Here is a 15,486-nt window from a genome sequence, read left to right on the forward strand (position 1 = left end):
GCTCGGACGATAGCTCCTGATCCTGATCTTGCGGAGTAAGACGGAGCCCGCGTCGGGAAAGACGAGGGTTGCCCGTCCTTGGCGATGCGCGTTCGATGACGCCCCTCCGGGTGAGGGCTTTTTCTGGGGGACAAGTTGCTGACAGTCGAAACAATTGTCCAAAGTCTCGCGAGCGGCCTGCTGATGGGCCTGCTCTACGGACTGATCGCCGTCGGCCTCGCGCTGATCTTCGGCCTGATGGACGTCACGAACTTCGCCCATGGCGAGTTCCTGATGATCGCGATGTACGCGTCCTTCTTCCTGTTCACGTTCTTCGCCATCGACCCCTTGCTTTCGGCGCCGCTCGTCGCGGCAGCGATGTTCGTGTTCGGAGCGGTGATCTACCTGTTGGTTGTGCGCTTCGCCATGCGCGCCAAGGCCAATGCCGGCATGGTGCAGATCTTCACCACCTTCGGCCTGGCCATCGTGATGCGCGGACTGGCCCAGCTGTTCTTCACGCCGGACTATCGCAGCATTCCGCAATCCTGGCTCGGTGGCAAAACCATCTCGGTTGTGGGCATTTTCCTGCCGGAGCCGCAGCTGGTCGGTGCGCTGGTCTCGATCGCGGCCTTTGCCGGCCTCTACTTCTTCATCCACCGCACCGATTTCGGCCGCGCGCTGGAAGCCACCCGTGAAGATCCCGGCGCGGTCGCGCTCGTCGGTATCGACAAGAACCGCGTGTTCGCGTTCGGTTGGGGCCTTGGTGCTGCGCTCGTCGGTCTCGCCGGCGCGATCATGGCGGTGTTTTTCTACATCTATCCCGACGTTGGCGCGTCGTTTGCGTTGATTGCCTATGTCACGGTGGCGCTCGGCGGCTTTGGTAGTGTGTTCGGCGCCTTTGCCGGCGGCATCATTGTCGGCCTGGTTGAAGCGGTGACCGCCCTGATGCTGCCGCCCTCACTGAAGTCGGTCGGCATCTATGCGGTGTACTTGCTCGTTGTCTTCATCCGGCCGCGTGGCCTGTTCGGGTCAATGTGATGGACAAGAATTTTGCCGCGCGGCGTCGCCGCGATCTCATCGTTGCCGCGGTGCTGGCCGCACTGGCCGCGCTCGCGCCGCTGTTCGTCAAGAACGTCTACATCCAGAACATCCTGGTGCTGACCTTGATGTATGCGGCGCTGTCGCAGAGTTGGAATATCCTGTCCGGCTATTGCGGACAGATCTCGCTCGGACACGCGCTCTATTTCGGCATCGGCGCCTACACCACGGAGCTGCTGTTCACCAAGTTCGGCGTGCTGCCCTGGTTCGGCATGCTTGCCGGCGGCGTGATCGCGGCCGTGATCGCGATGGGGCTCGGCTATCCCTTCTTCCGTCTGCGTGGCCATTACTTCGTGATCGCGACCATCGTCATCGCCGAGATCGGGCTGCTGCTGTTCCAGAACTGGGAATGGGCGGGGGCTGCGATGGGAATTACCATTCCGGTGCGCGGCGACAGCTGGTTGAAGTTCCAGTTCATGCGCAGCAAGCTGCCGTACTTCTATTTCGCGCTGGCGCTTTGCTGCGTCGCCTGGTTCGTCACCTGGTGGCTCGAGGACTCCAAATGGGGTTTTTGGTGGCGCGCGGTGAAGGACAATCCGGAAGCCGCTGAAAGCCTCGGCGTCGTCGTGTTCAACTCCAAGATGGGTGCGGCAGCGGTCTCTGCATTCCTCGTTGCCGTCGGCGGCGCCTTCTATGCGCAATTCCTCGCTTATATCGATCCCGAAAGCGTCATGGGTTTCCAGTTCTCGCTTCTGATGGCACTCCCGGCCGTGCTCGGTGGCATCGGCACCCTCTGGGGTCCGGTGTTAGGAGCGGCCATCCTGATCCCGATGACGGAGCTGACGCGCTCCTATATCGGCGGCTCCGGCCGCGGCGTCGACCTCATCGTCTATGGCGCGCTGATCGTGGCGATCTCGCTCGCTTTGCCGCAAGGCCTGGTCAGCCTGTTCTCCCGTTCCAAGGCAAAAGGAGCGACGCGATGACCGCGCTCCTTGAAACCCGCGGCGTCTGGCAGCGGTTCGGCGGCCTCGTCGCCAACAGCGACGTCTCGATCTCGGTCGGCCGGGGCGAGATCGTCGGGCTGATCGGTCCGAATGGCGCCGGCAAGTCGACGCTGTTCAACCTCATCGCCGGCGTTCTGCCGCCGACGCAAGGCTCGATCTGGTTCGACGGCGAGGACGTGACAAAGCTGCCGGCGGCCGCGCGCTGCCAGCGCGGCGTCGGGCGCACCTTCCAGGTCGTCAAGAGCTTTGAGACCATGACTGTCATCGACAACGTCATCGTTGGCGCGCTCGTCCGCAACACGGTGATGCGCGAGGCGCGCCGCAAGGCGCATCAGGTGCTGGAGTTCACCGGCCTTGCCGCGCGCGCCGACGTGCTCGCAAGCGACCTCGTGCCGGCCGAGAAGCGCCGTCTCGAAGTCGCGCGTGCGCTCGCAACCGAACCGAAGCTGTTGCTGCTCGATGAAGTGCTCACCGGCCTTACGCCGACCGAGGCACAGACCGGCGTGGCGCTGGTGCGAAAAGTACGCGATGCCGGCATCACCGTTCTGATGGTCGAGCATGTCATGGAGATCGTGATGCCGTTGGTCGATCGCGCCATCGTGCTCGACCTCGGCAAGGTCCTGGTCGAGGGCAAGCCCGCCGACGTGGTCCGCGATCCCAAGGTGATCAGCGCATATCTGGGAGATCGTCATGCTGTCGGTGCATGAAGTCACGACCGCCTATCAGGGCCTGGTCGCGATCTCCGCGGTCTCGATCGAGGTCCAGAAGGGTGAGATCGTCTGTGTCGCCGGCGCCAACGGTGCGGGCAAGTCGACGCTGCTCAAGTCCATTGCCGGTGCCGAGCGTCCGCGCTCGGGTACGGTGACGTTCGACGGCAAACGCCTCGACGGCATGGCGCAGCATCATATCACCGCCACCGGCATCGCCTATGTGCCGGAGAACCGCCGCCTGTTCCCACGCTTGTCGGTGCGCGACAATCTCCGCCTCGGCAGCTATCTCTATCGCGGCGAGGCGGATCGCGAGGGACCGCTCGATCTCGTCTTCAAGCTGTTCCCGCGACTGTCCGAACGCCTCGAGCAGCGCGCCGAAACGCTCTCCGGCGGCGAGCAGCAGATGCTCGCGATCGGCCGCGCCCTGATGACGCGTCCGCGGCTTCTGATGCTCGACGAGCCCTCGCAGGGCATCATGCCGAAGCTGGTCGACGAAATCTTCCAGGCGGTGAAAACCATCCGCGAAGCCGGCATGACCGTGCTGATCGTCGAACAGCGCATGGCCGAGTGCCTGGAGATCGCCGACCGCGCCTACATCCTGCAAACCGGCCGTGTGCTGATGCAGGGTCCGGCGGCGGAGATCAGGGGCAATCCGGACGTGAGGAAGGCGTATCTGGGGCTGTAGCGCCAACCGTCATTGCGAGCGCAGCGAAGCAATCCAGAATCCCTCCGCGGAAAGACTCTGGATTGCTTCGCTGCGCTCGCAATGACGAGGTTAAAGCTGGGCTCAATGCCCGTGCTCGTGCCCATGCTCCGGCAGCGCCACTCCGAACACTTTCACCAGATCCGCCACCTGCTCCGGCGAGAGATACCGCGGGTTCATTCCGCGCAGCAGCAGATAGAGCTTCGCCGTCTCCTCCAGCTCCTCGGTCGCGAACACCGCCGCTTCCAGCGTCTCGCCGGCGACGACCGGGCCGTGATTGGCGAGCAGCACGGATGAATATTTTCCGGCCAGCCCCTTGATCGCATCCGCGACCGCGGGATCGCCAGGGCGGTAATAGGGCACGAGCGCGGTGGCGCCGCATTTCATCAGATAATAGGCCGTCATCGGCGGCAGCGCGGCGCGCGGGTCGATCTCGGGCAGCATCGAGAGCGCGACCGAATGGGTGGAGTGCAGATGCACGATCGCCCGAGCACTTCCGCGCGTATCGTAGAGCGCGGTGTGCAGCGGAACTTCCTTGGTCGGCGCATCGCCGGACATGAGCCGGCCCTGATCGTCCAGCCGCGACAGTTTTACAGGATCGAGGAAGCCGAGCGAGGCGTTGGTCGGCGTCACCAGCCAGCCGCCGCCATCCAACCTGACACTGATATTGCCGGAGGAGCCTGGCGTCAGCCCGCGCTCGAACAGGGACCGTCCGAAGCGGCAGATATCCTCACGCAGCCTTGTCTCGTTGCTCGTTTCAGTTTTCATGGCCGTCATGCTCGCTTGTCTCACGCTTTGGCAGCGCGGCCAAGCCGTGTTATTCGAGATCACGAGCCGCCGCAAAGGCGGCCGTCCGGGAAACGTTCGCAAGGGTTAGTTGCATGTCCGCCTCCACGTCACAAAATCAGCGCATCGCGGTCATCGGGCTCGGCTCGATGGGGTACGGCATGGCGACCTCGCTGAAGCGCGCCGGCCATACGGTCACCGGCTGCGACGTTTCGGCTGATGCGGTGGCGCGTTTTGTCAAGGACGGCGGCGCCGGCGCCACAACGCCGGCCGAGGCGGCCAAGGGCGCGGACATCGTCGTCAGCGTCGTCGTCAACGCCGCACAGACCGAAGCGATCCTGTTCGGCAAGGACGGCGTCGCCGAGACCCTGCCGAAGGACAGCGTCTTCATCTCCTCTGCGACCATGGATCCCGACGTGGCCCGGCGTCTGGCAAGACAGCTGGAAGCGACCGGCCGAAATTACCTGGACGCGCCGATCTCCGGCGGCGCGCAGCGTGCCGCGCAAGGCGAGCTGACGATCCTAGCCTCAGGCAGTCCCGCCGCGTTCGCCAAGGCGCGTCCGGCGCTCGATGCCATGGCAGCAAAGCTCTACGAGCTCGGCGATGCCGCTGGCCAGGGCGCGGCCTTCAAGATGATCAACCAGCTGCTGGCCGGCGTGCATATCGCTGCCGCAAGCGAAGCGATGGCGTTCGCGGCCAAGCAGGGCCTCGACATCCGCAAGGTCTATGAGGTGATCACGGCGTCTGCCGGCAATTCGTGGATGTTCGAGAACCGTATGCCGCACGTGCTCGACGGCGACTACACGCCGCGGAGCGCGGTGGAGATCTTCGTCAAGGATCTCGGCATCATCCAGGACATGGCGCGCAGCGCCAGATTCCCGGTGCCGGTTTCCGCCGCAGCCCTCCAGATGTTCCTGATGACATCAGCTGCCGGCATGGGGCGTGACGATGATGCGTCGGTGGCGCGAATGTATGCGCAGGTCACCGGCGTAAAACTTCCCGGCGACAAGTAGAAGAGGATTCCAATGCCCCGTTTCGCCGCCAACCTCTCGATGATGTTCACCGAGGTGCCGTTCCTCGACCGGTTTGACGCTGCCGCGCAAGCCGGCTTCACCGCCGTCGAGTTTCTCTTTCCCTATGAGCATCCGGTCGAAGCGATCGGCGAGCGGCTCAAGCGCAACGGCCTGGCACAGGCGCTGTTCAACCTGCCGCCGGGCGACTGGAATGCCGGCGAGAAAGGTTTTGCCGCGTTGCCGGCGCGCTTTGCCGACCTCAAGGCGAGCCTGGAGACGGCGCTGCCTTACGCCAAAGCGACCGGCGTCAAGCGGCTGCATTTGATGGCGGGCATCGCCAACCGCGGCGAACGGGTGGCGATCGAGGCCTTCTACAAATCGGTGACGTGGGCTGCGGAATTCTTCGCGCCGCATGGCATCGACATCGTGCTCGAGCCGATCAACGCTCGCAACGTCCCAGGTTACTTCCTCAACGATTTCGGCTTCGCGCGCGATTTGATCCAGGAGTTGAGGCTTCCCAATTTGAAGCTCCAGTTCGACATCTATCATTGCGGGATCATCCATGGCGACGTCACCATGCGGCTGCGCGAGATGATGCCGATCATCGGCCACATCCAGATCGCCAGCATTCCCTCGCGCAACGAGCCCGACGGCGAGGAGCTCAATTATCCGTTCCTGTTCGATGAGCTCGACCGCCTCGGCTACGCTGGATTCGTCGGCTGCGAATACAATCCGCGCGGCAAGACCACCGATGGCCTGGCCTGGTTCAAGCCCTATGCTGGAGTGAAGTCGTGACACTTGCGCTGGGTTGCATCGCCGATGACTACACCGGCGCCTCCGATCTCGCCAACACGCTCACGCGCGCCGGCTTGCGCACGGTGCAGACCATCGGCGTGCCTGCTGACGATCTGAAGCTGCCGGAAGTCGACGCCGTCGTGGTGTCGCTGAAGAGCCGCTCGATCGAGGCGGGGCTTGCGGTGTCGCGCTCGCGCGCGGCGGAGAAATGGCTGCGTGGTCGCGGCGCGAGCCACGTGCTGTTCAAGATCTGCTCGACCTTCGATTCCACCGATGCCGGCAATATCGGGCCGGTGATGGACGCGCTGCGCGCCGATTGCGGCGAGGCGGTCGTGCTGGTGACGCCGGCTTTCCCCGAAACCGGCCGCACCGTCTACCAGGGCAATCTGTTCGTCGGCGCCGTGCCGCTGAACGAGAGCCCTTTGAAGGACCATCCGCTCAACCCGATGCATGATTCCAATCTGGTGCGCGTGCTGGCGCGCCAGAGCAAGACGCAGATCGGTCTCGTCGATCTCGCGACCCTCGCGCGCGGAGCGGAGGCCGTGCACGCCCGGCTTGCCGAACTATCAGGCAAGGGTATCGGCGCCGCCATCATCGACGCCGTGTTCGACCGCGACCTCGAGACCATCGGCATCGTCGCCGCAGAGCACCGGCTGTCGGTCGGCGCCTCCGGTATCGGCCTCGGGCTCGCCCGCGCGCTGGTGTCGACCGGCAAGGTCAAATCGGCCACCACAAGCAGCGACCAGCGCGCCGCCGTCGGTGGACAGGTGGCGTGCCTCGCCGGAAGCTGCTCGCAAGCCACCTTGCAGCAAATTGCCAATGCCGAACGGGTCATGCCGGTGCTCCGTCTCGATCCTGACCGTATTCTTACGGGTGCGAACGAAACGCAGCGTGCGCTGGACTGGGCGAAGGAGCGATTGGCCCAGGGGCCCGTGCTGATTGCATCGAGCGCGACGCCGGCTGACGTTGCTGCGCTCCAGGCGCGTCACGGCCGCGACGCCGCAGGGCACGCCATCGAGCAGACGATGGCCGACATCGCCGAAAGCCTTGTGAAAGCAGGGGTGCGGCGCTTGATCGTCGCCGGCGGCGAGACCTCTGGCGCCGTGGTCGATCGGTTGAAGATTCCCGGATTTCTCGTTGGAGTAGAGATCGCTGCGGGTGTCCCCGTGCTGCGCGCTGTCGGTGCTGAAAAAGCCGGCATGTTGCTCGCTCTCAAGTCCGGAAATTTCGGTGGCGCGCAGTTTTTTTCGGATGCGATCGGGCTCATGCGCTGAGCGCAGGGCATTCTTATCCCCCTGTTCATCTCTTTCGGGTTCCTTACCCGTGGGGAGTCAGAGCTCACATCTGCTCAGATGCTTTGTTGGTGATGTCGGGCACTGCTCCCCTTGGTTGATTCGTAAATTCCCGGACGCGCGACCGCGCCAGCAAAGAGACCCGATTATGTTCGCCTCCCTCTCCATCCGCGCCAAGATCATCAGTGTCGTGGCGTTCCTGCTGGTCGCGATGACCGGCATGGGCCTGCTCGCCGTCATGAAGATGCGGTCGATCAACGCGAACACGGTCGATATCACCACGAACTGGATGCCCAGCGTGCGGGTGATCGGCGATCTGCGCGCCGGCGTCATCACCTACCGCAACGTCATCCGCGAGCATATGCTGGCGGAAACGCTGGAGGAGAAGCTCGCGGCGGAGAAGACCCTCGCGACGGTGATCGAGGCCAATACCAAATTCCGCAAGGCATACGAGGCGATGATTACCTCGCCCGAGGAGCGCGCGCTTTACAGCCAGTGGTCCAAGATCTGGGAGGACTACAAGAAGGGCACCCAGGAAGTCATGGCGTTATCGCGCAAGGAGGCCGGCAAGATTCCGCACGAGGCGCACGAGTTGAACACCAAGACAGTCAACAAGATCGGGCTTGAGGCCGACGCGATTCTGGCCAAGGACATCGAGCTGAACACCACGGGCGGCGATCAGGCCTCCGCCGATGCCTCCGACACCTATTACTACGCCTTCGTACTCGTCGCGATCATCCTCGGCGCCGCCGTCGTCATTGGCATTGGCGTCGGCTTCTATCTCGTCCAGGACGTCTCCAGCGGCATCAACTCCATCATCCAGCCGATGCAGGCGCTCGGCAAAGGCGACCTTTCCGCCGAGGTCCCGCACCGTGGCGAGAAGACCGAGATCGGCGCCATGGCCGACGTGCTCCAGGTCTTCAAGGAAGCGCTGATCGCCAAGAAGGCTGCCGACGAGGCTGCTGCGGCCGACGCCGAAGCCAAGATCGAGCGCGGCCGCCGCGTCGACAATGTCACCCGCGAATTCGAAACGATGATCGGCGAGATCGTCCAGACCGTGTCGTCGGCCTCGACCCAGCTCGAATCCTCCGCCTCGACGCTCACTTCGACCGCCGACCGATCGCAGCGACTGGCGACCACGGTTGCCGCAGCTTCGGAGGAGGCTTCCACCAACGTCCAGTCGGTGGCTTCGGCGACGGAAGAGATGGCCTCCTCGGTCGGCGAGATCAGCCGTCAGGTGCAGGAATCGGCGCGGATGGCGGGTGACGCCGTCGGCCAGGCCCGTGCCACCACCGAGCGCGTCAGCGAGCTGTCGAAAGCCGCTTCGCGCATCGGCGATGTCGTAGAGCTCATCAACACCATCGCCGGCCAGACCAACCTGCTGGCGCTGAACGCCACCATCGAGGCGGCGCGCGCCGGTGAAGCCGGCCGCGGTTTCGCGGTGGTCGCCTCCGAAGTGAAGGCGCTGGCCGAACAGACCGCGAAGGCGACCGGCGAGATCGGCCAGCAGATCTCCGGCATCCAGGCGGCGACCAACGACTCGGTCGGCGCGATCAAGGAGATCTCCTCGACCATCGAGCGTCTCTCGGAAATCTCCTCGGCGATTGCGGCCGCGGTGGAAGAGCAGGGTGCCGCGACCCAGGAAATCGCCCGCAACGTCCAGCAGGCGGCGCAGGGCACCCAGCAGGTCTCGTCCAACATCACCGACGTGCAGCGCGGCGCCACCGAAACCGGCACAGCTTCCTCGCAAGTACTCTCGGCGGCGCAGATGCTGTCGAACGACTCGACCCGGTTGAAAACCGAGGTCAGCAAGTTCCTGACCAACGTTCGGGCGGCGTAGACCTCAAGAAGATGTCAGTTCTGAAAGCGGTGCCTCCGGGCGCCGCCTTTTTGCGTGGTTGAAGGCCCTTCCTGTAATCTTTCGACGAGAGGCTGCATATCTGGAATGCGATTTCGCTATGCGATAGCAGGGAATTGACCGCACGTGACACGCTGTCGTTGGCCATTTCGGCGGTGTTCGGGTAAATCAGCCGAGGAACCCGCGGGGGCGTGTTCCCTGTCCCCGTATTTGGAATTGCCTGACGAATGATTGCTCTGGTCCGTATTGCCCTGAGCCGGCCCTATACGTTTGTCGTGCTGGCGCTCCTGCTTCTGATCATCGGACCGCTCGCGGCGCTGCGGACGCCGACCGACATCTTTCCGGACATCCGCATCCCCGTGATCGGCGTGGTCTGGCAATACACCGGCCTGCCGCCGGACCAGATGTCCGGCCGTATCACCACGCCGTTCCAGCGGGCGCTGACGACGACGGTCAACGACATCGAGCACATCACCGCCAATTCCTATAACGGCTTTGGCATCATCAAGATATTCTTCCAGCCCAATGTCGACATCCGCACCGCCAATGCGCAGGTCACCGCGATCTCGCAGACGCTGATCAAGCAGATGCCGCCGGGCGCGACGCCGCCCTTGATCCTGAACTACTCCGCCTCGACCGTCCCGATCATCCAGGTGGCGCTGTCGGGCGACGGCCTGACCGAGCAGAACCTCGCCGACATCGGCATCAACCAGCTCCGCACACCCCTGGTCACCGTGCCCGGTGCGGCGATCCCGTACCCGTTCGGCGGCAAGCAGCGCCAGGTCCAGATCGACCTCGACCCGACCGCGCTTCAGGCCCGCGGCCTTTCGGGCCAGGACGTCGCCAATGCGCTCGCGGCCCAAAACCTGATCACGCCGGTCGGCACCCAGAAGATCGGCAGCTTCGAATACAGCATCCAGCTCAACAACTCACCGCTCAAGATCGACGAGCTCGGTAATCTGCCGATCAAGACCGTCAACGGCGCGATGGTTTATGTGCGCGACGTCGCAACCGTACGCGACGGCAATCCGCCGCAGACCAACATCGTCCACGTCGACGGCAACCGCTCGGTGCTGATGATGGTGCTGAAGGCGGGCGCGACCTCGACGCTCGATATCATCGCCGGCATCAAGCAGAAGGTCATCGACGTCAAGGATCAGTTGCCGGATGCGCTGAAGATCGGCTTCATCGGCGACCAGTCGGTGTTCGTCCGCGGCGCGATTCAAGGCGTCGCCTTCGAAGGCGTGATCGCGGCGCTGCTCACCAGCGTCATGATCCTGCTGTTCCTCGGCAGCTGGCGCTCGACCCTCATCATCGCGGTCTCGATCCCGCTGTCCGTGCTCGGTGCCATCGTCATGCTCTCGGCGATCGGCGAGACGCTCAATATCATGACGCTCGGCGGCCTTGCGCTCGCGGTCGGCATCCTGGTCGACGACGCCACGGTGACCATCGAGAATATCAATTATCATCTCGAGCAGGGCAAGCCGGTCGAGCAGTCGATCCTCGACGGCGCCAACCAGATCGTGACGCCGGCCTTCGTCTCGCTGCTCTGTATCTGTATCGTGTTCGTGCCGATGTTCTTCCTCACCGGCGTCGCGCGCTTCCTGTTCGTGCCGATGGCTGAAGCGGTGATGTTCGCGATGATCTGGTCGTTCATCCTGTCGCGCACGCTGGTGCCGACCATGGCGAACTATCTGCTGCATGCGCACGTCCATCATGAGGGCGAGCCACCGAAGTCGCGCAATCCCTTCGTCTGGTTCCAGCGCGGATTCGAGGCGCGGTTCGAGCGTATTCGCGGCGGTTACCGCGGTCTGCTCGGCATGGCGCTGGCGCATCGCGCGGTGTTCGTGATCGGCTTCCTCTGCGTGGTCGGTGCCTCCTTCGCGCTGGTGCCGTTCCTGGGGCGCAATTTCTTCCCCGCCGTCGATGCCGGCAACATCCTGATGCATGTGCGCACCCAGGTCGGCACTCGCGTCGAGGAGGCCGCCAACCAGCTCGCGGATGTGCAGAAGGCGGTGCGCAAGCTGATTCCGGGCGAGATCGAGACCATGACCGACAACATCGGCATGCCGATCTCCGGTATCAACATGACCTACAACAACACTGGCGTGATCGGTCCGCAGGACGGCGACATCCAGATCAAGCTGAAGGAAGGTCACAAGCCGACCGAGGAACATGTACGGGTGCTGCGCGAGCAATTGCCGCGGCTGTTCCCGGGCGTCAGCTTCGCCTTCCTGCCGGCCGACATCGTCAGCCAGATCCTGAATTTCGGTGCGCCGGCGCCGATCGATCTCCAGATCCGCGGCGCCAATCTCGACGGCAACTTTGCATACGCCAACAAGTTGCTTGCCAGGGTCCGCCGGATTCCAGGCGTTGCCGATGCACGCATCCAGCAATCACCGAACCTGCCGACCTTCAATATCGATGTCGATCGCACCCGCGCGCAATATGTCGGCCTGACCGAGCGCGACGTCACCAACAGCCTCGTGGTCAATCTCGCCGGCTCCTCACAGGTCGCGCCGACCTATTATCTCAACCCGGACAACGGCGTGTCCTACTCGATCGTGATGCAGACGCCGCAATACCAGATCGATTCGCTCAGCGCGTTGCAGACGCTGCCAATCACCGCGGCCGGCGCCTCGCAGTCGCCGATCCTCGGCGGCATCGCCGACATCAAGCGTGCAACCTCGAGCGCGGTGGTGTCGCAGTACGACATTCAAAACCTCGTGCAGATCTTTGCCACGACGTCGGGCCGCGATCTCGGCGCGGTCGCAACCGACATCCGCCAGGCCATCGCCGACACCGCCAAGGATGTGCCGAAGGGCTCCTCCGTGGCGTTGCTTGGTCAGGTGCAGACCATGAATAGCGCCTTCACCGGCCTTCTGTTCGGCCTGCTCGGCGCCGTCGTGCTGATCTACTTCTTGATCGTCGTGAACTTCCAGTCCTGGTCCGATCCGTTCGTGATCATCACGGCGCTGCCGGCGGCCCTTGCCGGCATCATCTGGATGCTGTTCACGACCCAGACCACGCTGTCCGTGCCGGCGCTGACCGGCGCGATCATGTGCATGGGCGTGGCCACCGCCAACAGCGTGCTGGTGATCTCCTTCGCCCGCGAGCGCTATGAGGAGCTCGGCGATCCCATTGCGGCCGCGCTGGAAGCCGGCTTCGTCCGGTTCCGCCCGGTGCTGATGACTGCGCTTGCCATGATCATCGGCATGGCGCCGATGGCGCTCGGGCTGGGCGAGGGCGGCGAGCAGAATGCGCCGCTTGGCCGCGCCGTGATCGGCGGCCTGATCTTTGCAACCTTCGCAACGCTGATCTTTGTTCCCGTGGTGTTCAGTATGGTACACAAGAAACAAGGCGCCAAAGCCGCCGCCCGATCGGAGACTCCGCATGTCGCCCACTGAACCCCGCTCCCCGGTATCGCACCGGAAACTGGGCATTTTCGGCGTGGTGACGCTGATTGCGGCAGGCCTCGTGGTTGGCACCGGCATCCGGGCCCGCGAGGAGCAAGGCTCCAAGCTGAAGGAATGGACCGACGACCAGGCCGTTCCCAGCGTTGCGGTGACGCTGCCAAACGCCAAGGCGCTCAATTCCACCATCGATCTGCCGGGCCGGCTCGAGGCCTATTACCGCGCTCCGATCTTCGCGCGCGTCTCCGGCTATCTCAAAAGCTGGAGCGCGGACATCGGCGCCCGCGTCAAGGCCGGCCAGGTGATCGCCGAGATCGAGGCGCCAGACCTCGACCAGCAGCTCCTGCAGGCCCGCGCCGACCTCGCCAGCCAGCAAGCCAGCGCCAGGCTGTCGGAAGCAACCCTGAATCGGCGCAAAACGCTGGTCGCCTCCAACTTCGTCTCGGCGCAGGAGATCGACGAGCGCACCGCCGATCTCTCCAACAAGAATGCCGCGGTCCATTCCGGCCAGGCCAATGTCGAGCGTCTCGAGGCGCTGGCCGGCTACAAGAAGATTACGGTGCCATTCGATGGCGTGGTCACGGCGCGCGACACCGACGTTGGCGCGCTGATCAACGCGGGCGGCGGCTCGGGGCCGGCGATGTTCGTGGTCTCCGACATCACCAAGCTGCGCGTCTACGTCAACGTTCCCCAGAACTACGTGCCGGCGATCAAGATCGGCGCAAAGGCCTCCATCGTGATGCCGGAATATCCGAACCGGACCTTCCAGGCGACGGTGGAAGCTTCTTCCCAGGCCGTCGACGTCGCATCGGGCACCACGCGGATGCAGCTTGGGCTGGACAATTCCAACGGCGAGCTGATGCCCGGCGGCTATGCGAGCGTGAAGCTCAACCTCCAGCGCGACACCGCGCCGCTCAGCATTCCCGCCAGCGCCCTGATCTTCAACGGCAGCGGCCTGCGTGTTGCGACCGTCGGTGCGGACGAGAAGGTGCAGTTCAAGACCGTGACCATCGCCCGTGATCTCGGCAAGGAGATTGAGCTAGCCTCGGGCATCACACCGGACGACCGTGTCATCACTGCCCCGCCGGACGGTTTGTCTGATGGCGATGCGGTTCGCGTCGTTGGTGCCGGCGGCAAGCCGGCAACTGCGTCGGAAAAGCAGGCGCCGAAGGGCTAGTTAAGGGCGGTCTCGTGCCCCGGACGCAGCGCAGCACGAAGTGGTGCGCTGCTGAGCCGGGGCCCATCTCTCCTCAAAGTACCGCGTTGCTTTATGGGTCCCGGCTCAGCGGAGCGGCATTGCATGCCACACCGCGTCCGGGACACGAGAGCTAGCTACGCCACCCGCCACTCCGGTGTGCCATCGGCTGCCAGGGTGATCTCGCCAATTGAGCCGACTGGCGTCTTATCCATGTTCGATAGGCGCGCCAGCGTCGCATTATCGCTCGCCGGAATCCGTGCCAGCGTCCGCCGGTCATCCGCCGTGCGCAACATCACCACACCGTGCTCGGCATCGCCGTCACGGCCGTAGAGCACGGTAAAGCTCTCCACCTTGCCTTTTCCGCTCGCCTTCGTGACGAACTCCGGCACCGCGCGCCTGTTGCGGTCGGCCTCATCTTGCACGCTGGTCTCCTGCGCCAGCGCTTCGCGCGGTGGCGTCTTCGACACCACCAGAGCGTGATGCTTGGTGACGAAGCCGCCCTGGCCGTACAGCAGGCCGAGCTTGTCGCCGTCGCGCAGGCGCCGCACCATCGCGCAGGCTGCATGCGTCATGTAGGTGTTGAGCGGCGCGCCGAAGAAGGTGAGCCCGCCGGTCACCGTGGGCTGCACGTCGGCGCCCAGCCCCAGCGTCCGCCGCGCCATCTTCGGCACGCAAGGGAAGCAGCTGTACAGCTCGATCGCGTCGAAATTTTTACCGTCGCCGCCGGCGATGTCCATCACGGCCGTCAGGACCGCGTTCTGCGGATGGCTCTCGTAAAACTGGTCGCGCACCAGATAGTCGGGCGGCTCCTCGGCAGACGCGCCGCCGAGCGGGTAGACCAGCTTGTCCTCAGCAATGCCAGCCGCACGCGCCCTGGCAAGGCTGGTGAGCAACAGCGCGCCGCCCATGTTAACACTTGGATTGGCGACCATCAGCTTGTTGTAGGGCCAGGCGATCAGCCGGTTGTCCGCGGTCGGCGTCGTGATCTCCTCGGGCGCATAGCGCCGCTTCAGCCACGAATTGGGATTTTGCGCGGCGGCCGCCGAATAGCGCGACCACAGCGTGCCTGACTCCGCCATCGCCTCGCGCGGTGTCTGGCCCCAATGCGCGGACGATGCCGCTTCATAGAACGGATAGACGGTCACGGGCCGGAACACGCCGAGCTTGATAGCCAGTGGCTTCTGAAACGCAGCGCCGCGCTTCGGCTCCGGGACATCCTGGGCGAACGGCGTCCATGGCAGCTTGACGCCGGCGCGCTCGGCCTTGGTTGCCGTCGATTGCGCTTCCGCGCCGCAGACCGCGGCGACGGTGCATTCGCCGCGCGCGATGCGTTTGGCTGCCTCGTGAATGAAGCGGATCGGGCTCTCGCCGCCGACCGGACCGTAATAGCAATGCGCCGGCGAGACGCCGAGCCGTTGCGCAAGCAGCTTCTCCGCATCGCGATAGCGCCAGCTCAGGAAGTTGACGACGTCGAGCGATTGCACCTCACCGAGCAGCTTCGCGCCGGCGTCAGCTTCGGCGCGTCGCAGCGCCTGTTCGAGCAGATCGAGCGGCTCGAGGCCCTCGGCGATCTCCTTGGGGCGGTCGACGATCTCGCCGATGCCGACGATGACGGGGATGCGGTCTTCGTGAACAATGGTCTTTTCGGTCATGGCCTCAATTCACGATGTCGATTGTTTTCGTCATTGCGAGCGTAG

The 15,486-nt window shown here is 64.3% G+C and carries 12 protein-coding genes; 10 read left to right on the forward strand and 2 right to left on the reverse strand.

The genetic code is table 11. From position 1 onward, the window contains the following. Window positions 1-138 precede the first annotated feature (138 nt). The 4 genes from ABID58_RS05075 to ABID58_RS05090 are packed head-to-tail and all read left to right on the forward strand — an operon-like array spanning window position 139 to window position 3,416. Window positions 139-1,017 carry a branched-chain amino acid ABC transporter permease gene (locus ABID58_RS05075; RefSeq protein ID WP_354032172.1) on the forward strand — a complete coding sequence of 293 codons (879 nt, stop codon included), beginning with the start codon at window positions 139-141 and terminating at the stop codon, window positions 1,015-1,017. Next, entirely contained in the window at window positions 1,017-2,000 is a 984-nt protein-coding gene (locus tag ABID58_RS05080; RefSeq protein WP_354031784.1) for a branched-chain amino acid ABC transporter permease, read from the forward strand. The genes ABID58_RS05075 and ABID58_RS05080 overlap by 1 nt, the downstream gene beginning before the upstream one ends. Beyond that, the gene (locus ABID58_RS05085) at window positions 1,997-2,728 is read left to right on the forward strand and encodes an ABC transporter ATP-binding protein (RefSeq protein WP_354031785.1); all 732 of its coding nucleotides are present in this window, start codon (window positions 1,997-1,999) and stop codon (window positions 2,726-2,728) included. The genes ABID58_RS05080 and ABID58_RS05085 overlap by 4 nt, the downstream gene beginning before the upstream one ends. Further along, on the forward strand, window positions 2,712-3,416 hold the full coding sequence (locus ABID58_RS05090) for an ABC transporter ATP-binding protein (RefSeq protein ID WP_148748889.1): 705 nt from the start codon (window positions 2,712-2,714) through the stop codon (window positions 3,414-3,416). Before ABID58_RS05085 ends, ABID58_RS05090 begins: the two co-directional genes overlap by 17 nt. 102 nt (window positions 3,417-3,518) lie before the next feature. On the opposite strand, the gene otnC is transcribed toward ABID58_RS05090, so the two are convergent. Beyond that, the gene (otnC, locus tag ABID58_RS05095; RefSeq protein ID WP_354031786.1) at window positions 3,519-4,211 is read right to left on the reverse strand and encodes a 3-oxo-tetronate 4-phosphate decarboxylase; all 693 of its coding nucleotides are present in this window, start codon (window positions 4,209-4,211) and stop codon (window positions 3,519-3,521) included. Here otnC and ltnD point away from each other — a divergent pair. From ltnD to ABID58_RS05125, 6 genes are all read left to right on the forward strand, one after another. Beyond that, window positions 4,175-5,233 (forward strand): L-threonate dehydrogenase, encoded by a 1,059-nt coding sequence (gene ltnD / locus ABID58_RS05100; RefSeq protein ID WP_354031787.1) that lies wholly within the window; start codon window positions 4,175-4,177, stop codon window positions 5,231-5,233. The two genes, otnC and ltnD, sit on opposite strands and share 37 nt — an antisense overlap. 12 nt (window positions 5,234-5,245) lie before the next feature. After that, entirely contained in the window at window positions 5,246-6,028 is a 783-nt protein-coding gene (gene otnI, locus ABID58_RS05105; protein ID WP_354031788.1) for a 2-oxo-tetronate isomerase, read from the forward strand. Next, the gene (gene otnK, locus ABID58_RS05110) at window positions 6,025-7,302 is read left to right on the forward strand and encodes a 3-oxo-tetronate kinase (protein ID WP_354031789.1); all 1,278 of its coding nucleotides are present in this window, start codon (window positions 6,025-6,027) and stop codon (window positions 7,300-7,302) included. Before otnI ends, otnK begins: the two co-directional genes overlap by 4 nt. 166 nt (window positions 7,303-7,468) lie before the next feature. Further along, entirely contained in the window at window positions 7,469-9,160 is a 1,692-nt protein-coding gene (locus tag ABID58_RS05115; RefSeq protein WP_148748884.1) for a methyl-accepting chemotaxis protein, read from the forward strand. Window positions 9,161-9,405: 245 nt separating this feature from the next. Continuing rightward, a complete protein-coding gene (locus ABID58_RS05120; protein ID WP_354031790.1) occupies window positions 9,406-12,585 on the forward strand; it encodes an efflux RND transporter permease subunit in 3,180 nt (1,059 codons plus the stop codon). Continuing rightward, window positions 12,572-13,768, forward strand: coding sequence for an efflux RND transporter periplasmic adaptor subunit (locus tag ABID58_RS05125; protein WP_354031791.1), 1,197 nt, complete (start codon window positions 12,572-12,574; stop codon window positions 13,766-13,768). The genes ABID58_RS05120 and ABID58_RS05125 overlap by 14 nt, the downstream gene beginning before the upstream one ends. Before the next feature lie 155 nt (window positions 13,769-13,923). Here ABID58_RS05125 and ABID58_RS05130 read toward each other — a convergent pair whose 3' ends face one another. Then, entirely contained in the window at window positions 13,924-15,441 is a 1,518-nt protein-coding gene (locus ABID58_RS05130) for an acetyl-CoA acetyltransferase (protein WP_354031792.1), read from the reverse strand. Between the last annotated feature and the right edge of the window lie 45 nt (window positions 15,442-15,486).

Source organism: Bradyrhizobium sp. S3.2.6, assembly GCF_040546885.1.
In the GTDB taxonomy this organism is placed as follows: Bacteria; Pseudomonadota; Alphaproteobacteria; order Rhizobiales; family Xanthobacteraceae; genus Bradyrhizobium; species Bradyrhizobium cytisi.

Excerpts from the sequence above, each read along its gene's own strand:
- ABID58_RS05080 (WP_354031784.1), top strand. The coding sequence starts at position 1,017 with ATGGACAAGAATTTTGCCGCGCGGCGTCGCCGCGATCTCATCGTTGCC.
- ABID58_RS05085 (WP_354031785.1), top strand. The coding sequence starts at position 1,997 with ATGACCGCGCTCCTTGAAACCCGCGGCGTCTGGCAGCGGTTCGGCGGC.
- ABID58_RS05090 (WP_148748889.1), top strand. The coding sequence starts at position 2,712 with ATGCTGTCGGTGCATGAAGTCACGACCGCCTATCAGGGCCTGGTCGCG.
- otnC (WP_354031786.1), bottom strand. The coding sequence starts at position 4,211 with ATGACGGCCATGAAAACTGAAACGAGCAACGAGACAAGGCTGCGTGAG.
- otnI (WP_354031788.1), top strand. The coding sequence starts at position 5,246 with ATGCCCCGTTTCGCCGCCAACCTCTCGATGATGTTCACCGAGGTGCCG.
- ABID58_RS05115 (WP_148748884.1), top strand. The coding sequence starts at position 7,469 with ATGTTCGCCTCCCTCTCCATCCGCGCCAAGATCATCAGTGTCGTGGCG.
- ABID58_RS05120 (WP_354031790.1), top strand. The coding sequence starts at position 9,406 with ATGATTGCTCTGGTCCGTATTGCCCTGAGCCGGCCCTATACGTTTGTC.
- ABID58_RS05125 (WP_354031791.1), top strand. The coding sequence starts at position 12,572 with ATGTCGCCCACTGAACCCCGCTCCCCGGTATCGCACCGGAAACTGGGC.
- ABID58_RS05130 (WP_354031792.1), bottom strand. The coding sequence starts at position 15,441 with ATGACCGAAAAGACCATTGTTCACGAAGACCGCATCCCCGTCATCGTC.